This window comes from Bacillus sp. NP247 (assembly GCF_018966865.1).
Lineage (GTDB): Bacteria > Bacillota > Bacilli > Bacillales > Bacillaceae_G > Bacillus_A.
In genome coordinates this window covers 578,177-597,235 of record NZ_CP076653.1, presented here as the reverse complement: position 1 = coordinate 597,235, position 19,059 = coordinate 578,177, and the positions used below count along the sequence as shown (strand labels likewise).

The 19,059-nt window shown below is 35.2% G+C and carries 22 protein-coding genes and 3 pseudogenes; 17 read left to right on the top strand and 8 right to left on the bottom strand.

Annotated elements, in window-relative coordinates:
* Window positions 1–166 precede the first annotated feature (166 nt).
* The 4 genes and pseudogenes from KPL75_RS03170 (at window position 167) to KPL75_RS03155 (ending at window position 3,598) form a co-directional block, all read left to right on the top strand.
* A complete protein-coding gene (locus KPL75_RS03170) occupies window positions 167–730 on the top strand; it encodes a maltose acetyltransferase domain-containing protein (protein ID WP_219919370.1) in 564 nt (187 codons plus the stop codon).
* A gap of 69 nt (window positions 731–799) precedes the next feature.
* A pseudogene (locus KPL75_RS03165) lies at window positions 800–1,993 on the top strand (MFS transporter).
* Window positions 1,994–2,115: 122 nt separating this feature from the next.
* Window positions 2,116–3,156, top strand: coding sequence for an ROK family transcriptional regulator (locus KPL75_RS03160; protein ID WP_219919369.1), 1,041 nt, complete (start codon window positions 2,116–2,118; stop codon window positions 3,154–3,156).
* 61 nt (window positions 3,157–3,217) lie between these two features.
* Entirely contained in the window at window positions 3,218–3,598 is a 381-nt protein-coding gene (locus tag KPL75_RS03155; RefSeq protein WP_219919368.1) for a VOC family protein, read from the top strand.
* Window positions 3,599–3,705: 107 nt separating this feature from the next.
* Here the strand turns inward: KPL75_RS03155 and KPL75_RS03150 are convergent, their stop codons facing one another.
* A complete protein-coding gene (locus tag KPL75_RS03150) occupies window positions 3,706–4,155 on the bottom strand; it encodes an NUDIX hydrolase (RefSeq protein WP_219919367.1) in 450 nt (149 codons plus the stop codon).
* 17 nt (window positions 4,156–4,172) lie between these two features.
* Window positions 4,173–5,012, bottom strand: coding sequence for a DUF2785 domain-containing protein (locus tag KPL75_RS03145; protein WP_219919366.1), 840 nt, complete (start codon window positions 5,010–5,012; stop codon window positions 4,173–4,175).
* A 123-nt stretch (window positions 5,013–5,135) separates the two neighbouring features.
* Here KPL75_RS03145 and KPL75_RS03140 point away from each other — a divergent pair, with 123 nt between their 5' ends.
* The 4 genes from KPL75_RS03140 (at window position 5,136) to KPL75_RS03125 (ending at window position 8,842) form a co-directional block, all read left to right on the top strand.
* Window positions 5,136–5,858: a GNAT family N-acetyltransferase gene (locus KPL75_RS03140; RefSeq protein ID WP_219919365.1), complete on the top strand. Its 723-nt coding sequence runs from the start codon at window positions 5,136–5,138 to the stop codon at window positions 5,856–5,858.
* Between the two features lie 167 nt (window positions 5,859–6,025).
* Entirely contained in the window at window positions 6,026–7,048 is a 1,023-nt protein-coding gene (locus tag KPL75_RS03135; protein ID WP_219919364.1) for a tyrosine-protein phosphatase, read from the top strand.
* A 90-nt stretch (window positions 7,049–7,138) separates the two neighbouring features.
* Window positions 7,139–8,083: a phosphotransferase family protein gene (locus KPL75_RS03130; RefSeq protein WP_219919363.1), complete on the top strand. Its 945-nt coding sequence runs from the start codon at window positions 7,139–7,141 to the stop codon at window positions 8,081–8,083.
* A 48-nt stretch (window positions 8,084–8,131) separates the two neighbouring features.
* Entirely contained in the window at window positions 8,132–8,842 is a 711-nt protein-coding gene (locus KPL75_RS03125; RefSeq protein ID WP_219919362.1) for a YjjG family noncanonical pyrimidine nucleotidase, read from the top strand.
* Window positions 8,843–9,119: 277 nt separating this feature from the next.
* Here KPL75_RS03125 and KPL75_RS03120 read toward each other — a convergent pair whose 3' ends face one another.
* Window positions 9,120–9,617 (bottom strand): DinB family protein, encoded by a 498-nt coding sequence (locus KPL75_RS03120; RefSeq protein WP_219919361.1) that lies wholly within the window; start codon window positions 9,615–9,617, stop codon window positions 9,120–9,122.
* A 189-nt stretch (window positions 9,618–9,806) separates the two neighbouring features.
* A pseudogene (locus tag KPL75_RS27655) lies at window positions 9,807–9,905 on the bottom strand (oxidoreductase); the annotation flags it as partial.
* 256 nt (window positions 9,906–10,161) lie between these two features.
* On the opposite strand from KPL75_RS27655, the gene KPL75_RS03115 reads away from it, so the two are divergent.
* Entirely contained in the window at window positions 10,162–11,124 is a 963-nt protein-coding gene (locus tag KPL75_RS03115) for a tubby C-terminal domain-like protein (RefSeq protein WP_219919360.1), read from the top strand.
* Window positions 11,125–11,275: 151 nt separating this feature from the next.
* On the opposite strand, the gene KPL75_RS03110 is transcribed toward KPL75_RS03115, so the two are convergent.
* Both KPL75_RS03110 and KPL75_RS03105 read right to left on the bottom strand, forming a co-directional pair.
* Window positions 11,276–11,476 carry a helix-turn-helix transcriptional regulator gene (locus KPL75_RS03110; protein WP_219919359.1) on the bottom strand — a complete coding sequence of 67 codons (201 nt, stop codon included), beginning with the start codon at window positions 11,474–11,476 and terminating at the stop codon, window positions 11,276–11,278.
* Window positions 11,464–11,823, bottom strand: a complete 360-nt coding sequence (locus tag KPL75_RS03105) for a DUF3796 domain-containing protein (protein ID WP_219919358.1) — start codon at window positions 11,821–11,823, stop codon at window positions 11,464–11,466. Before KPL75_RS03105 ends, KPL75_RS03110 begins: the two co-directional genes overlap by 13 nt.
* A 180-nt stretch (window positions 11,824–12,003) precedes the next feature.
* Between KPL75_RS03105 and KPL75_RS03100 the strand changes: the two genes are divergently transcribed.
* The 7 genes from KPL75_RS03100 to KPL75_RS27650 all read left to right on the top strand — a co-directional run bounded on the left by KPL75_RS03100 (window position 12,004) and on the right by KPL75_RS27650 (window position 17,184).
* Complete coding sequence (locus KPL75_RS03100; protein ID WP_219919357.1) at window positions 12,004–12,198, top strand: hypothetical protein; 195 nt, start codon at window positions 12,004–12,006, stop codon at window positions 12,196–12,198.
* A gap of 88 nt (window positions 12,199–12,286) precedes the next feature.
* Window positions 12,287–13,012 carry an ABC transporter ATP-binding protein gene (locus KPL75_RS03095; protein ID WP_219919356.1) on the top strand — a complete coding sequence of 242 codons (726 nt, stop codon included), beginning with the start codon at window positions 12,287–12,289 and terminating at the stop codon, window positions 13,010–13,012.
* Window positions 13,005–14,669, top strand: a complete 1,665-nt coding sequence (locus KPL75_RS03090; RefSeq protein ID WP_219919355.1) for a putative ABC transporter permease subunit — start codon at window positions 13,005–13,007, stop codon at window positions 14,667–14,669. The genes KPL75_RS03095 and KPL75_RS03090 overlap by 8 nt, the downstream gene beginning before the upstream one ends.
* Before the next feature lie 56 nt (window positions 14,670–14,725).
* Complete coding sequence (locus KPL75_RS03085; RefSeq protein ID WP_219919354.1) at window positions 14,726–15,484, top strand: SDR family oxidoreductase; 759 nt, start codon at window positions 14,726–14,728, stop codon at window positions 15,482–15,484.
* A 337-nt stretch (window positions 15,485–15,821) separates the two neighbouring features.
* A complete protein-coding gene (locus tag KPL75_RS03080; protein WP_219919353.1) occupies window positions 15,822–16,523 on the top strand; it encodes a hypothetical protein in 702 nt (233 codons plus the stop codon).
* Between the two features lie 169 nt (window positions 16,524–16,692).
* On the top strand, window positions 16,693–16,908 hold the full coding sequence (locus KPL75_RS27335; RefSeq protein WP_002146605.1) for a hypothetical protein: 216 nt from the start codon (window positions 16,693–16,695) through the stop codon (window positions 16,906–16,908).
* A gap of 45 nt (window positions 16,909–16,953) precedes the next feature.
* Entirely contained in the window at window positions 16,954–17,184 is a 231-nt protein-coding gene (locus tag KPL75_RS27650) for a hypothetical protein (RefSeq protein ID WP_309137445.1), read from the top strand.
* Window positions 17,185–17,201: 17 nt separating this feature from the next.
* Here the strand turns inward: KPL75_RS27650 and KPL75_RS27645 are convergent.
* A pseudogene (locus tag KPL75_RS27645) lies at window positions 17,202–17,258 on the bottom strand (exosporium leader peptide-containing protein); the annotation flags it as partial.
* 915 nt (window positions 17,259–18,173) lie between these two features.
* Between KPL75_RS27645 and KPL75_RS03070 the strand changes: the two are divergent.
* The gene (locus KPL75_RS03070) at window positions 18,174–18,401 is read left to right on the top strand and encodes a DUF3947 family protein (protein ID WP_219919351.1); all 228 of its coding nucleotides are present in this window, start codon (window positions 18,174–18,176) and stop codon (window positions 18,399–18,401) included.
* Between the two features lie 206 nt (window positions 18,402–18,607).
* Here the strand turns inward: KPL75_RS03070 and KPL75_RS03065 are convergent, their stop codons facing one another.
* Complete coding sequence (locus KPL75_RS03065) at window positions 18,608–18,982, bottom strand: winged helix-turn-helix transcriptional regulator (protein ID WP_219919350.1); 375 nt, start codon at window positions 18,980–18,982, stop codon at window positions 18,608–18,610.
* Between the last annotated feature and the right edge of the window lie 77 nt (window positions 18,983–19,059).

Here is a 19,059-nt window from a genome sequence, read left to right as displayed (position 1 = left end):
TGTGAAGTGAGGAGGCACATTTTCTTTCTAAACTTATTAGTTGCATATATGAAAAAATATGCTAATATAGGGATACTTATTAAACCGCTTTAATAAGTATCATTAAAGTCACTTATTAAACATGTTTAATAAGTGTAATTCATTCGATAACAAAGGAGAGGATTGTATGAAAACTGAGAAAGAAAAGATGTTGGCGGGAGAAATGTATATTGCGGATGACGAAGAATTAGTGGCTGATAGGGTGGAGGCAAAACGTTTAACACGCCTTTATAACGAGGCAATGGAGACAGGAGATGAACAACGTTTTACGTTATTAAATCAGCTTTTAGGTTCTTCAGCTGACGGGAAAACACACATTAATCCTGAGTTTCGTTGTGATTACGGCTACAATATCCATGTTGGAAAGAGCTTTTTCGCAAATTTTAATTGTGTTATCTTGGACGTTTGCGAAGTTCGAATCGGTGATAATTGTATGTTTGCACCTGGTGTCCACATTTATACTGCTACTCATCCGTTACATCCGGTGGAACGGAACTCTGGCAAAGAATATGGGAAGTCCGTAAAGATAGGCAACAATGTTTGGGTTGGCGGAGGAGCTATTATTAACCCTGGTATTTCAATTGGAGATAATGTTGTAATAGCCTCTGGGGCAGTTGTGACAAAAGATGTGCCTAATAATGTAGTAGTTGGTGGTAACCCAGCCAAAGTTATTAAAACGATAGACGAATAGAAATCATTTTTCACGGGTGCATGAATAAACTGGTGTCGTATCGTATAGACAATGTGAAAGGTGTTTCATATGAAGAAAAATAGTGTGGACAATCATACAAAGACATTACTTGCCTCTCGAAATGCTCTTTTTCTTTTATTTGCTTTGCCAGGCGTCGCATTTGCTACATGGATTTCAAGAACAGCAGCTACTCGAGATATTTTAGCAGTGTCAAATGCAGAAATGGGCTGGATTTTGTTCGGACTATCTGTCGGTTCAATAATCGGTTTGCTGAGTGCAAGTCGCTTTATTGACTGTAAGGGAGCTAGAGACGTTATTATAGGCAGTATGTTTTTTATGATTGTTGGATTACTTTGTTTAGGTATTACTATTTATTTTGTTTCTAGTATGGGGGCTTTTAGTAGCTTACTAGTATTTGGAGTAGGATATGGATTAGCAGAAGTCGCATTGAATGTAGAAGGTTCTTCTATTGAGCAGAAATTAGGAGCAACTCTTCTTCCGAAATTTCATGGCCTTTTTAGTATAGGAACTTTAATAGGCGCGCTCAGTGGTTCTGCCGCCATCTCGCTTCACATCCCGATTCTGTATCAGTTTCTTGCGATTTCGGTCGTGTTTGTATTACTTGTATGTATGTTGTATCGTTTTCTTCCGCATGTAACAGGAAAGAAGGAGAAAGGGCGGAACAAAAAGCGAGCGAAGCATACTTCCTTACGTATGAAAAAAAGGATTCTTTTAATTGGTATTTTTGTACTTGGAATGGCATTTACAGAAGGAAGTGCAAATAATTGGCTACCTATCGTAATGGTAGACGGACATCAGCAAAGTGTAGTGACAGGCTCTATTATGTACACCGTTTTTGTATTGGCAATGACATTAGCTCGTATGTGTAGTAGTTATTTCCTTGATTGATTCGGTCGTGTCGCTGTCATACGTGCTACTATTATGATGGCGATTATAGGAATTTCAATCATAATATTTGGGAGTAACTCGTATTTTCTAGCATTTGGTGTAGTACTGTGGGGGATTGGTGCCGCGCTAGGTTTCCCAATTGGTCTTTCTGCCGCTGGAGATGACCGTGAAAATGCGACTTCTAATGTTGCTACGGTTTCTATCATCGGTTATACAGCGTTTTTAGTCGGACCACCATTTTTAGGTATACTAGGGGAATCATTCGGAATACGCAATGCCTTGCTAGCTGTTTTATTATTTGTTCTCTTATCTGGAATTGTATCGTCTGTTACGAGAGAAAATAAATCGAGCTAAACAAGGAGTGCATGCAGCGGAAATATATCATCTTTATTGCTTTAGAAAATGATGTATGATATATTGTCAACGCAACTTATTAAAAATGTTTAATAAGTATGTTGATTAAGGTGGTGAGCGATTTGAGTGAACAATTTGTTACTCAAAAATCGATTAAAGAGACGATCCTTCGCGGCATTCGTACAGCTCTTCTAGAGCAAGGTAGTGCAACGAAAGTTGAACTTAGTAATATATTAGAAATCAGTTTTCCAACGATAAGTAAATTTATAGAAAAAATGAAACAAGATGGTGAAATCACTTTAGTCGGACTAGATGATTCAAGTGGTGGAAGAAGAGCGAAACGATATGCATATAATCCGGAATATATGTTAGGTTTAGCGATATTTTTAGAAAAAAATGAGACAAACTATACAATTTTTAACTGTTTAGGGGAAGTAAAAGAACAAGGAAGTACTTCAAGTGTATTAATTGATACTGGCGTAAACCTATTATCTAAACATATAGAAAGTCTTATAGCTACATTTCCGAAAATAAGCTCTATATCAATTGGTGTGCCCGGTTCGGTTGATAATGGTCGTATTTTTTATATACCTGGTTATGAAAAGTTTCAGAATTTTAATTTGAAAAGTCACTTGGAGGACCTATTCTCTATACCTGTAGTAATAGAAAACGATATGAATGCCGCAGTCCTTGGCTATCATAAAAACACTGGAAATAATGATAATTCATCTCTTGTATATTTGTATTCAGGTCAAAATGGTCCAGGTGCAGGTATTATGATAAATGGAGATGTGGTACGAGGAAGTACATTTTTCTCAGGAGAGATATCTTTCGTTCCGCAGTATGATAATAAAAATTTCTTACAAGCTTTGAGAAGTGGAGATGAAGTGAGAGAGTCTAATAATCCAGAGAAATATAATATAGATGCTATTACCCGTTTAATCTCTGCATTTATAGCTATTATTAATCCTCATGCGTTTATTTTCTGTAACGATGAAGTGAATCAATTTGTAATAGATCAAATTATAAAAAGTTGTCCGAAGTACATTCCAGCGGAACATATTCCAAAAATAACAGTGAGCGATTGGAAAGAAGATTATTTATATGGATTAAAAAGCCTTGGACTTGATCTCATGATTACTAGAACAAACAAAGAAAATTAAGTGTACTTGCAATTAAACATCAAATTGTTGGTTGTATAACATAAAAGAAAAGGTGTCGATTATGAAAATTGAACATGTAGCAATTTGGGTGAATGATTTAGTAGGAATGCGTGATTTCTATAAACAATACTTCAATGGTGAAGCGAACGCATTATATCACAATCCGAAAAAACAGTTTGAATCGTATTTTATAACTTTTGAAAGTGGCGCACGTCTAGAACTTATGAGGCAAGTAGGGATAGGTGATGAAATACAAACACAAACAATAGGATATGCGCATATTGCTTTTTCTGTAGGTAGCAAAGAAAAAGTCAATCAATTAACTGAAATGTTAAGAGAAGTAGGATACCCTGTGTTAAACGGTCCACGCACTACAGGGGATGGTTATTATGAAAGTGTAGTAAGTGATCCTGAAGGAAATCAGATTGAGATAACAATCTAAATACTAAGGAACAATTCGGATTTCCGGTGAAATAAAACACCCTCATTTCACGTTATAATGACGGGAAATGAGGGTGTTTTATTTCTATATACAATATGTAATGTTTTTTAATTGGAGTGCTGAAACTCCCTAATAATCCGCTCAATGACTGGATGAAGAGTAATAGGCAACCTATCAAGCGGAAAGAAGCGTAATTCTTTTGACTCAGCTTGATCACATATAAGTTCGCCGTGGAATTCTCGGCAAATATAAACAACGAGTACACCGTGTACTTGATCGCCGTTTGGATAGATTTGAAAAAAATCTGGTCCTGAGTATGTACGGAACAGTTCTGGATCTTTAATGATAAGCCCAGTTTCTTCAAATACTTCTCGCTTTAAAGCATCTTCTAACGTCTCGTTATATTCTAAGGCGCCACCAATAATACCCCAGCGGTTAAAGTCTGTTCGGAGCTGCAGTAACACTTCATTTTTCTCATTTAATATAATGGCGTGTGAGCCTATTAATATAAGTGGATGATTTCCTACTAGATTTCTTACGTCTTCAATATAACCCATAATTTTTCTCCTTGTATTTAATAATAGTTTGGAAGTTCTTTTAACATTTTTTCTGTTTTACGTGCTGTATAGGCTAAGTTATGATCATCTTTTGTTCTAAAGAATAATGTACGTAAAAAGGTTTTAATGTTGGCACATAAAATACAATACTCATTAAGCGAAAGGCGTTTTCTAATTTGAGGAAGCCTTTTTATTTTTTTATAAATAATTGAAATTAACTCATCTTGCGGGAAGTCATGATACAGCATGGATATTAATGGCGTAACAATACGCTCATCTTCGTTATTATGAAAAATATCAGATGGAATGAAGATTTTATTTAATAAACAATGAATGAGCTCTTCATACCATTCAAAAGTCGTATGTGAATTATGAACAATTTCAGTCAAAGCATCAGATACGTGGGCGATACAATGAGCCCATCCTTTATTTTCGATATATCCTCGAAAGTCCATTTCTAAGTTTGTATATGTAATGAGTTTATTTTTTATCTCCTCGATATCCTCTTCTGTAAAAAAGTAGTGAGAGTTAGCGAATTGGAGTATTAACGCAATTAAAGAAACAGTGTAAGAACGTGTGAAAACCCCATCTGTATGTGGGGAGTAAATGTCACAATATAAATACTCATCACTTAAACAAGTTTGCAACAGTAATTTCAGCTGATCGTCCATAAGGAATTCATGATGAATGAAATGCGCAAAACATTTATATATAAGTTGGTAACGAACGTAACTATCAGTCGTTCCGATGTACTGAAGCATGTTCAAAGTTAACTCATTTACATTTATATGATGCAGCTGCGAATAGTCATTTTGTTGTATAAGCTCTAACTGTTGTTGCAATGCTGTAATATCCAATGGAGAACCTCCTCCGTACTTTAAAGATGCGATGTTTTCTAGTATTCTATATATTCAAGGACAATCCTGCTCATGCAAGGAGAACTATTAGAAATTCGAGTATGACATAGATGAGGGAAGAATATGACGACAATAGAACAGTTAGAAAAACATTTTAAAATAAGAAGAAGTGCTTCTTCTATAACAATAAAAGAAAATAACGCAGAGATTTTTACAGAAGAGCAATTAGAAGAGATGATGCAATATTGCGTCGCTGAGGCAGAAAATGAAGGATTAGAAAAACTACATTTTGAGGTTTCTTCAAAAAGCCCAAATTATAATGTGTATAAGAAATGCTTCGAAACGTATTCATTTGAATATGTTACTGAAAACATGATTGTATTTAAAGATATATACGAAGTAGAAGATATAGAAAGTGATATTGATTTTAAATTAATTGAAGAAGTAGGAGAAGACGTTTTTTATTCACTGTGGAATGAAGTGACAGGAGAACAAGTCGATTATAATCAATTTGTACATATGATGGAACAAGAAATTGGTGGGCAATGGAAAGAGCATTGTTTAACAGCAGTTGTAGGTGAAGAGCCAATAGGAATTGTAATCCCGCATATTGAGAGAGGTACGTTAGAAGAAGGAAAACTAATGTATTTCGCAGTCGCTCCAAATATGCGAAATAAAGGGTATGAAACAGCATTCTTTACAGGGGCAATGTTTGTTTTAAAAGAAATAGGAGCATCTTATTATATTGGGGAGACAAATGTACAAAACGAGTGGATGAAGGATGTTTTTGAAAAGAATGGATGTCAGCTGTTAAGTGCTACCGAGCGATATGTGAGGAAGTTTTAAGATATAATCTGGAACTCATCTAGTGAGAATCCGTGTACAAATTTTGAACAAGTGAAAGAACTTTATGCCTGTTTGTAAGATAAAAAGAAAAATGAGAACGACAAAGTAGATATTCCTATAATACAATAGAGTAAGATTCGATTATAAGAGAAAGCGTTGGTGAAAGAATGGGGCAGCAAAGAAATTGGTTACAAGCAACTGTAGAAAGAAATGAAGCTACTACGTTACAAATAAAGTGGGAAAATAATATAGAAGAAGTGAAAATTTATTGGAGTAATTCACCAGATCATATTGAAGAAAATGGTGAATTACTTGTAACGGTAAATGGAGAATCATCATGTATAATTGAAAACCCGAGTGAGAATGAGCGTCCCTATTTTAGGTTAGTAGGAAATAATGGACAAGCAGTTACAGTAGCTGAGCGTAGATTGCCACTACAAGGAGCGTTTAACTTCCGTGATATGGGAGGATATGAAACGACTGAAGGCCGTAAAGTAAAATGGGGCAAATTGTACCGTTCTGAAGAATTAGCAGGATTAACAGAATGGGATATCGAGTATTTACAGAAGTCGGGCTTAAAATTAATTTGTGATTACCGTACAGACTTTGAAGTAAAGCATAAGCCGAATCCAGGCATTACAGGTGCTCGCCAAGTATGCTTACCAGTTATGCAAGACTTAGCGAAAGATTTAAATATAAATGAGTTTTTCCAAGTTGGTGACCTATCTATGTTAGGGAAACCAGGCGAATACCTTGTGAAAATGAATCAAGATTTCGTCGATGGCAACGAGGCTTTCATAAGCTTTTTACAACTCGCACAAAACCCGGAAAACTTACCGTTAGTAAACCACTGTACAGCTGGAAAAGACCGTACTGGATTTGGCTCAGCATTATTACTACTTTTACTAGGTGTACCAGAAAAAACAGTAATGGAAGACTACTTACTAAGTAACGGTTTTCGTGAAAAGTTAAACGAAAAAATGATGGCCTTTTTAGGTGCGAAATTACAAAACGATGAAAGTAGAGCAATATTAGGTGCAATGTTTGAAGCGCGCGCTGAGTATTTACAAGCTGCGATTGATGAAATCCAAAAGCAATACGGATCAGTTGAAGCATATGCTGAAAAAGCTCTTGGCTTTACGAAAGAGTCGTTAGAGGAAATGAAAGTGTTATTGCTAGAAGATAAATAACAAGGAGGGAGGCTGATTTGGATTAGCCTCCTTTTTTTATTGTTGCTATAATTTTGTTTATGAGGATGTTGTGCACCGAGGAGAAAATGGATGAAAAGAACTTACGAATCGGGGGATAAAATGATCCATACACGTTTAAAAGCAGAGGAGTTAAGGGGAAATTTAACAACAATATTAAGTCAAGAATATAAGGAATTAGCTGTGCAGGATTTAAAGGTGATTGGAACGGGAGTGCAAAATATCGTATTTCGCGGAGATTCAGAAAAAGGGCCATTAGCATTTCGAGTGCCGTGGGAAAGAGAAGTAGAAAATATAAATGAAGATGTATTTAATAGTCGGATTTCGTTGCAAAAGGAAGCAGAGCTTTCTAAGTTTTGCAATTCAAAAGGCATTCCAGTACCAAGGATACACGGATTGCATCTTTCTACCGACCTTGATTTTTTGATTTCAGATTATGTGGCTACAGATCATATGCCTATTTCTGCTTATAAAATAGGAGAACTAGTTAATAAACTTCATAGTATGCCAATTAAAGGTTTACATTACGAGCAGAATATTAAAGAGCCAATTAGTAAGTATATAGCGGAACGCATTGTGAAACGAGTAGAAGGTTTTAATACAATTACGAATTGTGGTATTAAACTTCCAGATGCACAAACAATTGAACATATTCTTAGTACAGCTAATCATGTAAAGTGTTTATTACATATGGACATTCGACCAGCCAATTTAATTGGGTATAATGGAGAAGTTAAAGCAATGGTTGATTGGGATAACGCTTTAATTGGTCATCCATTATTGGAGCTTATGAGAATAGCTGAAACAAATGAGGTTAGTTGGGATGAATTTAAAGATGGATATAAGAATGATAGTATCTTTAATGCTACCCCTCATATTGTTAATTTATTTTATAGACTAGATACAGCGGTCATGCTAGCAAACTTATTTATAGCACATTTGAAAATAAAGGATAAAGGTGTATTCTATAAAGAGCGAGTCAAAGCACTTTATAATGAAATATATAAAAGCTTATAATTAAGCTATGAAAATGAAGTTTTGAAAATAGGAATTGAGGCGAACATCATGAAATACAAAGTAATACTATTCGATGTAGATGACACATTATTAGATTTCCCTGAAACGGAAAGAAACGCATTACATAACGCGTTTGTACAGTTCGGCATGCCTACAGGGTATGATGATTACCTTGCAAGTTATAAAGAGATTAGTAATGGATTATGGAGCGATCTAGAAAATAAAATGATTACGCTAGGTGAATTAGCGGTAGATCGATTTAGACAATTATTTGAACTTCATAGTATAGAAGTAGATGCGCAGCAATTTAGTGATGTATACCTTGAAAAATTAGGGAAAGAAGTACATCTTATAGAAGGTGCAGTGCAATTATGTGAGAATCTTCAAGATTGCAAGTTAGGTATCATTACGAATGGATATACAAAAGTACAACAATCAAGAATTGGGAATTCGCCTTTAAGTAACTTCTTTGAACATATTATTATTTCTGAAGATGTTGGCCATCAAAAACCGGCACGTGAGATTTTTGATTATGCATTTGAGAAGCTTGGGATTACTGATAAATCAAGTGTACTAATGGTTGGAGATTCACTAACTTCAGATATGAAGGGCGGAGAAGATTACCGCATTGATACTTGTTGGTATAATCCGAGTCTGAAAGAGAATGCGACGAGTGTTAAGCCGACTTATGAAGTGGAGAGTCTGCTACAAATTTTAGAAATTGTGGAAGTCGCGGAAGAAAAGGTATCCTCATTTTAATCGTGTTAAAAGTTGTCGAATAGTTGATATATTTTAAGCTGTTTGTAATTGGTCATTACAAACAGCTTAAAAATAAAAAACGATTGTCTCTTAGGATCCGAGCAATCGTTTTTTTATTTTTGTACCCTATCTCCACCAAGTTAAAAAAATGTTTGTTCCCCAGTTCTGAAAAAAATGAACTTAATTCTCATAAATAACTGTAAAGTTGTAAAAATTTCGTTTTGGGGGTAATCCAAAACCTTAAGTTAATGGGCATGGGGTGGAACCCTTTCCTTGTTTAGACCGGATATCCGCCTGTTGGCGGTGGCCAAGCACTAAATAATCTGCGAATCAGCACAATTTCTCCTAAATGGTAGGAGTTATGAGATGCAATATTGCGTAGAACGCCACCAGGGGTTTCACCAGGCCATTCCTCCAATGTTTTATCCAATTGAACAGTTTGGGCAATCGTGCATGCCTGTTCAATCCCTTGAAGAAAATACTGAATAATTTGTTGCCACTCTTCTTCATTGCCAGGCCATTCTTCTTCAGGCCAGCTCTCTTTTACATGGGCAGGCAATGCTGGCTTCTTTCCCTGAGCGGATAATAAGAGAAAATCTTGCCAATAGGTCATGTGTTTTACTAATTGATAAATAGAATAAGGCAGTTCCTCTCTGCGTTTTCCCGCAAGCGCCACGTCTATATCCAACAAAGCATTCTTGATGGGAAGATGTCCTCGTTCTCCTCTTAACGATTTTACTAGTGCCTGACTAAATGCTTTATCTGATTGCTCCATAATAACTGACTCCCGTCCTGTTTTATTTTCTAATTTGCTGATTTTATGGTTCCGTCTCTTTTATATGCACTAAATATATTATAGAAGCTTTACGACTATTAAGAGAAAGTAAAATAAGGAAAAAATTACAAGAATGACTGGCTTCTTAACGTATAGGAAATCGTTGGTTTTTATTTGACTAGTACCTTAATGTACAATTGTAGTAACAGATAAATCGAAGGTTCGAATGACAACATCCAGGTCTGCGTTAATGTCAGCCGCTTTTGATTTTAGTTTTTCCGATCCCTCCTGAATTTTATCCAGTTGATTTTATTGTGAATGAACTATGAGTTGATTATAATGGTTAGAGTGAACTCTAAGTCAAGAAAAAATAATAAAAGGATAGTTATTCTATTATGAGGGAGTTCGCGAAGAAAAAATAGCGCTACCATACTAAGGTCATTTACGTGTTATAATGCATGAATTAAATATATGTATATACATAGTTTCTCAGAGTGATGCGATGTTAGGCATGAGCTGTGTAACAACTAGAGGTGAGTGAAAGATGTTAACGTTTTTATTTGAGTTAGACAAGGCTATTCCACAGAAGGATGAGCCACGGTATGCTGCTTATACTAAGGGCTTTATTGAAGGGGATTTAACGATTTGTGTGGGTGACAGAGTACTTTTTCAAAAGTCATGCATGAAGGTCGCAGAGCTCGGCATTTATTTAGGACAGTGGATGGAACAAGTGCAACACGGGCAGAACGTACATATGAATTATGAAACGATTGACCGTGATGAGATAATTCTTGGCTTCTTTTATGAAGAGGACGATCAGTGGAGAATTTCTTCCAGTTGGCAACAATTTGAACTTCATGAGCGTATCTCTACTACAACATTAGTAGGGAGCGTTCAACGCTATTTATATGAGCTAAACAAGGAACTGCGCGCGATAGAATATCCTGTGACGTTTGATCAGTACTTAAGAGGAGAGCGAATGATGCAGCTTTCTTACAAACGACCGTGTGATAGTAAAGCGGATACGACGTCGATAGAGGTTTACAATGAAAGCAAACAAGTAGGCGTAGTACGAGGCTATTATAAAAATACGTTGATGAAAGTACTAGATTTCATTCCAAAAGTTGGTAGTAATATCATTTATGAAATAAAGGATAGTAAGGACACTATTCGCGTCATTGCAAAGGATGTAAGTAGGCAGCGCCAAAGAAGGATTTTAGTAACGTACAAAGATAATAATGATGTAGAGCATGAAATACTTGTATGTGACGGAAAGTTATTGGATGCAAATTTCTTATTTACCTTTACATATAAGAGAGAAGAATATGTTGTTCACAAAACTTCAATTGGGCTTGGAAAGTTATTACGAAAGGGCTATGTAATTGCAGATTGGAATATTCGTCTTGAGGAAGATATGTATTACATCGAGATGAATGTATATGATGATGACTATATGCAGGATCAATACTTACTGTTAGGCGTATTTCATGCGGTTTTGTATGGGTAATAAAGTGAAACTATAATCAATGGGAGCATCCTCCACTGATTGATTATCAGCCCGACTCCCACAAATAGCGGAATAAATGAGAAGTACCGGTATTCTTCATGGAAAGAATGCCGGTATTTTTTATGCTCTTCTGGTGACTGGATGCCCTTTATCAATCCTCAAAAATAAAAATCTCATCAATCGTACTATGTAGTACCTTCGCTATATCGTGAGCAAGCTGTAAGGAAGGGTTATACTTTCCTTTTTCAAGGTGGCTAATCGTTTCACGACGTACACCAACTTGTTTCGCTAAATCTTCTTGTGTCATGTTCAATTTGGCGCGGTATTCTTTTATTTTCGTCACGAACGCCATGGCGCATCTTCCATTTCATCAACAGGTTTATCGTAAAAGAACATAGAGAAACTGAACGTAAGAATGAGTGTGCTGAAAATAATAGCGATATCAATCTCTTGTAAGATTGGATTTGGAAATAGCATTTCAATGAACATAATGATAGCGGTAGTTAGTAATGTAACGATAAATGCATTGCGGCACGATTTATTGACGATTTGTTCAAACAGTTCATCGTGTTGAACCATTCTATACGATGTGAAAAAGGAGAAGAAACAGAACATAGTAAATAATCCTTTTTCATAAAAAAAGCCGAGAAAACCGAAGAAACCGAGAAAACCTAAATATTTAATCCAAGTTGTTTTCATGATAGGTACTCCTTGCAATATTATAAATAAGTCACATTATGTTATAAATATATCACATATGGAAATTCATAGTAATAATAGTTTTGCGATTTATTTCATAATAATAGTAAAAAAGGTTAAATATTCTGTAAAATAAAAAGGGAAATATCGTAAAATGGTTGTAAGGAGGGGGAGGAAGAAATGTTAACTGGGATAATAATCGTTATATTACTTGTAGTGATTACTGTAATTGCGACGGTGTTAATCGGGAGAAATGGTGATGCGAATTATAGTAAAGCTACAAAAGGGAATATTAAACGTCTTACGATGATTTATATTATATTAGCCGTTGTTTTAATCGTTGGATTAGGAGTGTACATTTATTTTAAAGGTTAAATAAACTGAAAAATGTAAAAATCTTAAAATAGAAGTATGCTATAATATCAATATAGTTATTTGGTAATTAAGGAAAGGATTGGATGGAATGATTGAAATTACGAATGTGTCAAAAAGTTATAATGGGTCTAACTATGCAGTAAAAGATTTAAGTTTATCAGTACCTAGCGGAGAAATCTTTGGGTTTTTAGGACCGAATGGTGCGGGTAAATCAACGACAATTAAGATGATTACTGGTATTCACGCGGTGGACAAAGGGACTATTACGATTAACGGCAAAAATATTATGGAAGAGCCGATGGAAGCGAAGAAGACGTTTGGTTATGTGCCGGATAGTCCAGATATGTTTTTACGTTTAAAAGGAATTGAATATTTAAACTTTATGGCTGATATGTATGAAGTGCCAAAAGAAGTACGACAAGAACGAATAGAGTCTTTAGCGAAGAAATTTGACCTTTATAATGCTTTATCTGATCAAATTCAAAGTTATTCACACGGTATGAGACAAAAGATTGTTATTATTGGTGTGCTCGTGCATGAGCCAGATGTATGGATTTTAGATGAACCGTTAACAGGGCTTGATCCGAAATCTGCATATATTTTAAAAGAAATGATGAGAGAGCATGCGGATAAAGGAAAGATTGTATTTTTCTCTACACACGTATTAGAAGTAGCGGAAAAAATATGTGACCGCGTTGCTATTATTAATAAGGGGAATTTGCAGTTTAAAGGGAATTTAAATGAAATGAGAGATCATTTTAAATCCAATGAATCACTTGAAAAAATGTTCTTGGAGATGACGGGCAATGAGTAAAATTTGGACGTTAACGAAGGTATTATTGAAATTAAATTATGCAGATTTCATAGCAGATAAAAAGAAACGATGGGCATATTTATTTTCATTTGCAGCCATTTTATTTGTAGGTTTTTTAATCTTCGGTTCGATGACCCATGGAATATATGAAGGAATGATACACCTCGGACAAAATCCAGGAATTGTTATTGCGATGGGATTAGCGATTGCTAGTATATGGGTATTTTTGATGAGTATTATGAATATTTTAACAGTGTTTTACTATAGTAATGATGTTGAAATGTTACTACCTTTACCGTTAAAACCAGCGCAAATTATTTCGGCAAAGTTCTTTACAGTGTTAATTACACAATACGTAATGAGCTCATTTATTTTATTGCCTATCTTTATTACTTATGGTTTAAAGAGTGGTGCTTTCATTACATATTACATTTACATGATTGTCATTTACTTATTCTTCCCGATCATTCCGCTAGTTTTAGCTTCGTTAATTATGACAATTATTATGAGGTATACGAATATAGCGAAAAATAAAGATCGAGGGAATATATTCATTGGGATGGTAAGCATACTATTTATTGTAGGAATTAATGTGTTTATGCAATGGAGAAATAAAAGTGCAGTATCTGGAGCTGGAGATTCGGTTGCGAATTATCTTGCAAATAATGAATCCTCACTTTTCATACAAATGACAAATTATTTTCCAACTACATATTTTGGAGCGATGGGATTAGTAGAAAATGCATCGTGGAAGGGAATATTATACGTACTAATATACATTCTTATTTCTATCGCATTTTTCGGGCTGTTTTATTACATTGCAGGGCGTACATATTTAAAAGGGGTTATTGGACTTTCAACGAGTACAGCAAAAAAAGAGGTCATCTCAGCAGAGGGTTTACAGAAATCAACCGTACAAAGTTCACACTTGAAAGCGTATGTGAAAAAAGAATTTAAAACGTTATTCCGTACACCGCAATTTTTCTTAAATTGTATCGTACAAACTTTCGTCATGCCGATTATGTTGTTCTTTATTTTATTTGTACAAGATGGAAATTTAAAGTTTATTACAGAGTATATTAACAATCCAGAGACAACTGGATTTGCAATCGGTGTTGGCCTTTGTGCATCGTTATTTTTAATGGGTAGTAACGTCATTGCAACAACGTCATTTTCACGTGATGGAAGCTCTTGGTTTGTGAATCGATATTTACCAGTAAAGGCTTCGGATATCTTTTTTGCGAAAGCAATCACTGCTTGGTTAATTAATGTGATCATTTTAGCAGTATTTGGTATTACGATGGCAGTTGTAGCTGGGATTTCTCCAGTCTTCATGATACTGTGGTTTTTACTAAGTGCGAACGGGTTGCTATTAATTAATTTAATCGGAACACGCTGGGACGCACAAACTGCAGATATTCATTGGGATACAGAACAGAAATTATTTAAAAGTCGATATACAACTTTGTGGAATTTTTTAGCTAATATTTTAATAGCTTTAATTATTGTAGCGGGAGTAAGTGTATTATACTTCTTCCTTCAAGTAGGACTTTGGGTTATGTTTATCGTTTTATTTGCAATGTTTACGATTGTAAATTATATCTTTATTAAAATTTTAAAATTAGGTGCAGAACGTATATTGTCAAATATTAATTAAGAAGGTAAATCCTCTGTATTCGTGCAGGGGATTTACGTATAGATGGGGGAGAAAAGGTGAAGAAAATAGCAATTGTAACAGGGGCAACTCGTCTGAATGGAATTGGTGCAGCTGTATGCAAGGTGCTTGCTCAAAAGGGGATAGACGTCTTTTTCACGTACTGGCCTCGGTATGATAAAGGAATGCCGTGGGGAATGAATGATCGAGAACCCTTTTTGTTGAAAAAGGAAATTGAAAGTTACGGCGTTCGATGTGAAATGGCAGAAATCAACTTATCGCAGTCTTATTCGCCTAATCGTGTATTGTATATGGTATCAGAACGGTTAGGTGATCCATCTATTCTTATTAATAATGCAGCGTATTCTACTCATACAAAAATTGAGGAATTAGATGTAGAACAACTAGATAAACATTATACAGTTAATGTTCGGGCAACTATGTTATTAAGTTCATTATTTATAAAACATTATGCATGCAAGCAGAGCGGAAGTATTATTAATCTTACTTCAGGGCAGTCATTAGGTCCAATGCCAGATGAACTAGCATATGTGGCAACGAAAGGAGCAATTGAAGCATTTACAAAATCAGTAGCACCAGTTGCGATGGAGAAGGGGATTACCGTTAATGCCGTTGATCCAGGGCCAACCAATACAGGATGGATTACAGAAGAATTACAGCATCATTTAGTATGGAAATTCCCGCAAGGTAGAGTTGGAGAACCGGTGGATGTTGCCCGTTTAATTGCTTTTTTAGTAAGTGAAGAGGCGAAGTGGATTACTGGGCAAGTGATTCATTCGAATGGTGGTTATTCATAAAAATATTATGTTAACAAAGTTGAGAAACAAAAAAAGTTGGCTAATTTTATTTTTTTTGTATAAATAAAATGTCAAAAAAGAGAAAAAGTTGATAGGAGAGTATGTTGTCATTTGTAGATTGAAAATCTTCATGTGACAACATACTCTTTTTCTTTTGCTACAGAGGAGAAAAATGAAGTAGAAGAAACTCGAATATTAAAATTAATTTATCGTTTTTTGTACGTATTATTATGAAGATTACTGTCGGGAAAATGGTGATTCGTGTGAAAAGGGATTTTTTAAGGGGAAATAGAATCGTAAAGAGGAGGATAAATTATATAAACATAGGGGGATTTATATGAAAATGAAAAAGGTCGCTATCGCATCAGTAGCAATTGGTACAATGCTTACAATGGCAGCTTGTAGTACCTCCACAGATAAAGATGCAGCGAAGAAGGATCAGGCAACTGCACAAAATGAAGAGCAATCAAAAACGACAAGTGCAGATGAAGCGTCAAAAACAACGAAAGATACTGAAAAAGACACAAATACTTCTTCGAATGAAAAAACAGATAAGGATGCAAAAAATACGAAAGAATCAACAGGAACAGAAAGTAACGGCAAAACAACAAAAGAAAAAGAAACGACAGGAAAAACGAATGATCAAACTACTAGTGGCAAAGCAACAGATCAATCAACTAGCGGAAAAACGACAGACCAAACGACAAGTGGAAAGACAACGAAAGATCCGAAGAAAAGCGTAGCTGTGAAAACAAATGTAAAAGAAGTCGTTACATTAATTGAAAGCTTAGACAAGCAATTAGCTGCAAATCCTAAATTAGAAACAGTTAATAAACTTGGAAAACAAATTAATGAGAAGTGGGATGTTATTGAAAAAGAATTAGAAGCATCGCATCCGACTGAGTACAAAACAATCGGCCAAAGTATGTATCCGTTAATTGTAGGAGCTGAAAAAGAAAAGATAGATGTTAATAAAATGAAGTCATTAACGACGAAAACGAAAAAAGATTTAAATCAATTATTAACGAAGCTTTCATAGTTTCAAAAGCCTACTCGTGTGAGTAGGCCTTTTTAGTTTGTTGAGGCTCGCCTTATACTATCTAAATCTTTTTAGTTACTGTTCATTTTCGGTGGGTGTGAAGAAATAAAGACTTCATTTGAAAGGAACATCCCAATGATAAAAATAAAACCATTACGGACAATTAACAATGGTAATTGTGACGCTAGCCATTGTTCCAGGAGAATCAAGAAGTGAAGCAGTAACGATTACTGTTCCAGGTCCATTTGCGGCTAGAAATACAGCGGTAAAGTTACCTGAAGCATTGGTGATGGTAGCAAGAGGAACCATAAAAGCAAGAGAAGGGTTACTAAATGAAAAGCTGACTACTACCCCTGCAGCAGGACTACCGTTCACTAATACTTGACCCGAAAAAAATAAAGTATTATTTCCTTGGGTGGATACACATGCTGTGGTTGCGTTAGAAGTTAAGGTAATAGATGCAGGTCCAGCAGGAAGATTAAATCCTGTAGGTCCAGTATTGCCAGTAGGTCCAGTAGCGCCAGTAGGTCCAGTATTGCCGGTAGGTCCAGTATTACCGGTAGGCCCGGTGTTGCCAGTAGGTCCAGTATTGCCGGTAGGCCCGGTGTTACCAGTGGGCCCGGTAGGTCCAGTAATACCGGTGGGACCTGTAGGGAATTGAAAGGGTGGAACAGGTGGAAGGGTAGGCCCAATTGAACCTGGATTTAGCGCAGCAGAAAAGAAAAACTCGTCCATTATATTTCACCTCAGAAAAGTTCGTATTACTAATAGTAAATGCAAAAGTAGAACAAAGTGAAATGGACAAGCGATTGTATTTTTTAATTTAATACAATAGTTATTTTGTAGAAAAGGAGAATGAAGAACATGAAATATGGAGTGTATATTTGTTTTGGGAAGTGATGACAACTCACGATAACTAATTTAAAGCGTGTGACGAGGCGCAACAGTTAACCAGAGATACAGGTATACAGGTGTAGTACATGGTGTTATGCCGATTGAAGAGAAAAAGATTGATAAGACGAAAGTGATTGAATTGTTATCTACATAGATAGTAGATACGCATAGTAACGGGAACTTTGAACGAATGTACAAGTCTATAGATATTTCTTAAGATAAATTATGTGAGGAATTAAGTATTTGCGTTGAAGAAGTACAAGATTGTGTAATAGAGAAGTTCTAAAAAATCCGTATTATAATACATGTTATATAAGCAAAGAAGAGCCTGATATGGCTCTCAGGCTCTTCCCTCAATAGCAAAGAGTAAGTCTTTTAATTACCCTTCTGCTACATAATACACAAAATTTATATATGTGTGTAGAGCAAAAAATTCCAATATAATTATTTGAATATAGTGTTCAAGGATAAAAACAGGGGATTAAAATAAGGAATTAAATTACAAATGTTGATATAACGCTTGAAATCAATAGGTTTCCAACAAAGTACAGGTAATAAAGTGATATTACGATAACGAAATATGAAATATTGCATATCGAATTATGAAAGTGAAAACGGAACAAAAACGTTATTTGATATAGAAAGAGATTTAGGAATTGCAAGGTGAAAAGTTTAATGAATAATCCACTTTCATTCAATATTCATAGTATGCAAGATGGAATACAAAAATATTTACAGAGGTGAGGTGAATAAAGAATGCTTTGTAATTATTTTTACAATGAAACGCAAATGCGTCCTTTAGGAGGGCAGGGGCCTGCGCAAAGTACTATTCAAGCCGTTCATCAGGCTATACAAGCACAGCAACAAGCATTACAAGCACAACAAATGCAACAAAGTTATTATCCACCCCAACCGTATTATTCATTACAGTCTTATTATCCACCACAGGCGTATTACCCATCACAATCATATTACCCGATGTAGATTACACAAGGATGGAATTTATTTTTGATCGTTACCATATGAAACTGTATATGTTTTATAGCGGGAAATGACAAAATAGAAATAGCTCTTTGATGTAGGCTGCAAAAACATAAATTTCATATTTAAAAAAAGAAAAAAGATTGCCTGTATCTTAAGAGGCAATCTTTTTTGAGTTGTTTGTAATGGCTAATTACAGGTTTTAAATATTATTTAGTGTTATTTCTACTCTCCAAAACCTTCTCCATATTATGAGTTGCCCATTCCATCATTAAAAGGATCATTGGACGTAGTGACTCGCCAAGTTCGGTTAACGAATATTCTACTTTAGGAGGTACTTCACGGTATACCTCTCGATGTACGATACCATCTGCTTCAAGTTCTCTAAGTTGAAGTGTTAACATTCTTTGAGTGATATTAGGTTTTAATCTTTTTAATTCGTTAAATCGCTTTTTACCATCTAATAAATGATAAAGAATAACACCTTTCCATTTTCCACCAATAACTTCAACCATAGCTTCTACTGGACATGAATAAGTATTTAAAAATGGATAATTCACATCATCTTCTTTCGAACTAACCATAAAAAAGACTCTCCTTTTACAATAGTATCTTTTTTGATACTATACCACATAAATGTGCGTACTTGTATCATTGTTGC

Bases quoted from the DNA above. Each gene is read 5' to 3' on its own strand.
- KPL75_RS03130 (WP_219919363.1), top strand. From the start codon at position 7,139: ATGAAAAGAACTTACGAATCGGGGGATAAAATGATCCATACACGTTTA.
- KPL75_RS03170 (WP_219919370.1), top strand. From the start codon at position 167: ATGAAAACTGAGAAAGAAAAGATGTTGGCGGGAGAAATGTATATTGCG.
- KPL75_RS03150 (WP_219919367.1), bottom strand. From the start codon at position 4,155: ATGGGTTATATTGAAGACGTAAGAAATCTAGTAGGAAATCATCCACTT.
- KPL75_RS03115 (WP_219919360.1), top strand. From the start codon at position 10,162: ATGTTAACGTTTTTATTTGAGTTAGACAAGGCTATTCCACAGAAGGAT.
- KPL75_RS03140 (WP_219919365.1), top strand. From the start codon at position 5,136: ATGACGACAATAGAACAGTTAGAAAAACATTTTAAAATAAGAAGAAGT.
- KPL75_RS03095 (WP_219919356.1), top strand. From the start codon at position 12,287: ATGATTGAAATTACGAATGTGTCAAAAAGTTATAATGGGTCTAACTAT.
- KPL75_RS03125 (WP_219919362.1), top strand. From the start codon at position 8,132: ATGAAATACAAAGTAATACTATTCGATGTAGATGACACATTATTAGAT.
- KPL75_RS03080 (WP_219919353.1), top strand. From the start codon at position 15,822: ATGAAAATGAAAAAGGTCGCTATCGCATCAGTAGCAATTGGTACAATG.
- KPL75_RS03110 (WP_219919359.1), bottom strand. From the start codon at position 11,476: ATGGCGTTCGTGACGAAAATAAAAGAATACCGCGCCAAATTGAACATG.
- KPL75_RS03135 (WP_219919364.1), top strand. From the start codon at position 6,026: ATGGGGCAGCAAAGAAATTGGTTACAAGCAACTGTAGAAAGAAATGAA.
- KPL75_RS03065 (WP_219919350.1), bottom strand. From the start codon at position 18,982: ATGGTTAGTTCGAAAGAAGATGATGTGAATTATCCATTTTTAAATACT.
- KPL75_RS03120 (WP_219919361.1), bottom strand. From the start codon at position 9,617: ATGGAGCAATCAGATAAAGCATTTAGTCAGGCACTAGTAAAATCGTTA.
- KPL75_RS03155 (WP_219919368.1), top strand. From the start codon at position 3,218: ATGAAAATTGAACATGTAGCAATTTGGGTGAATGATTTAGTAGGAATG.
- KPL75_RS03105 (WP_219919358.1), bottom strand. From the start codon at position 11,823: ATGAAAACAACTTGGATTAAATATTTAGGTTTTCTCGGTTTCTTCGGT.
- KPL75_RS03070 (WP_219919351.1), top strand. From the start codon at position 18,174: ATGCTTTGTAATTATTTTTACAATGAAACGCAAATGCGTCCTTTAGGA.
- KPL75_RS03090 (WP_219919355.1), top strand. From the start codon at position 13,005: ATGAGTAAAATTTGGACGTTAACGAAGGTATTATTGAAATTAAATTAT.
- KPL75_RS27335 (WP_002146605.1), top strand. From the start codon at position 16,693: ATGGTAATTGTGACGCTAGCCATTGTTCCAGGAGAATCAAGAAGTGAA.
- KPL75_RS03100 (WP_219919357.1), top strand. From the start codon at position 12,004: ATGTTAACTGGGATAATAATCGTTATATTACTTGTAGTGATTACTGTA.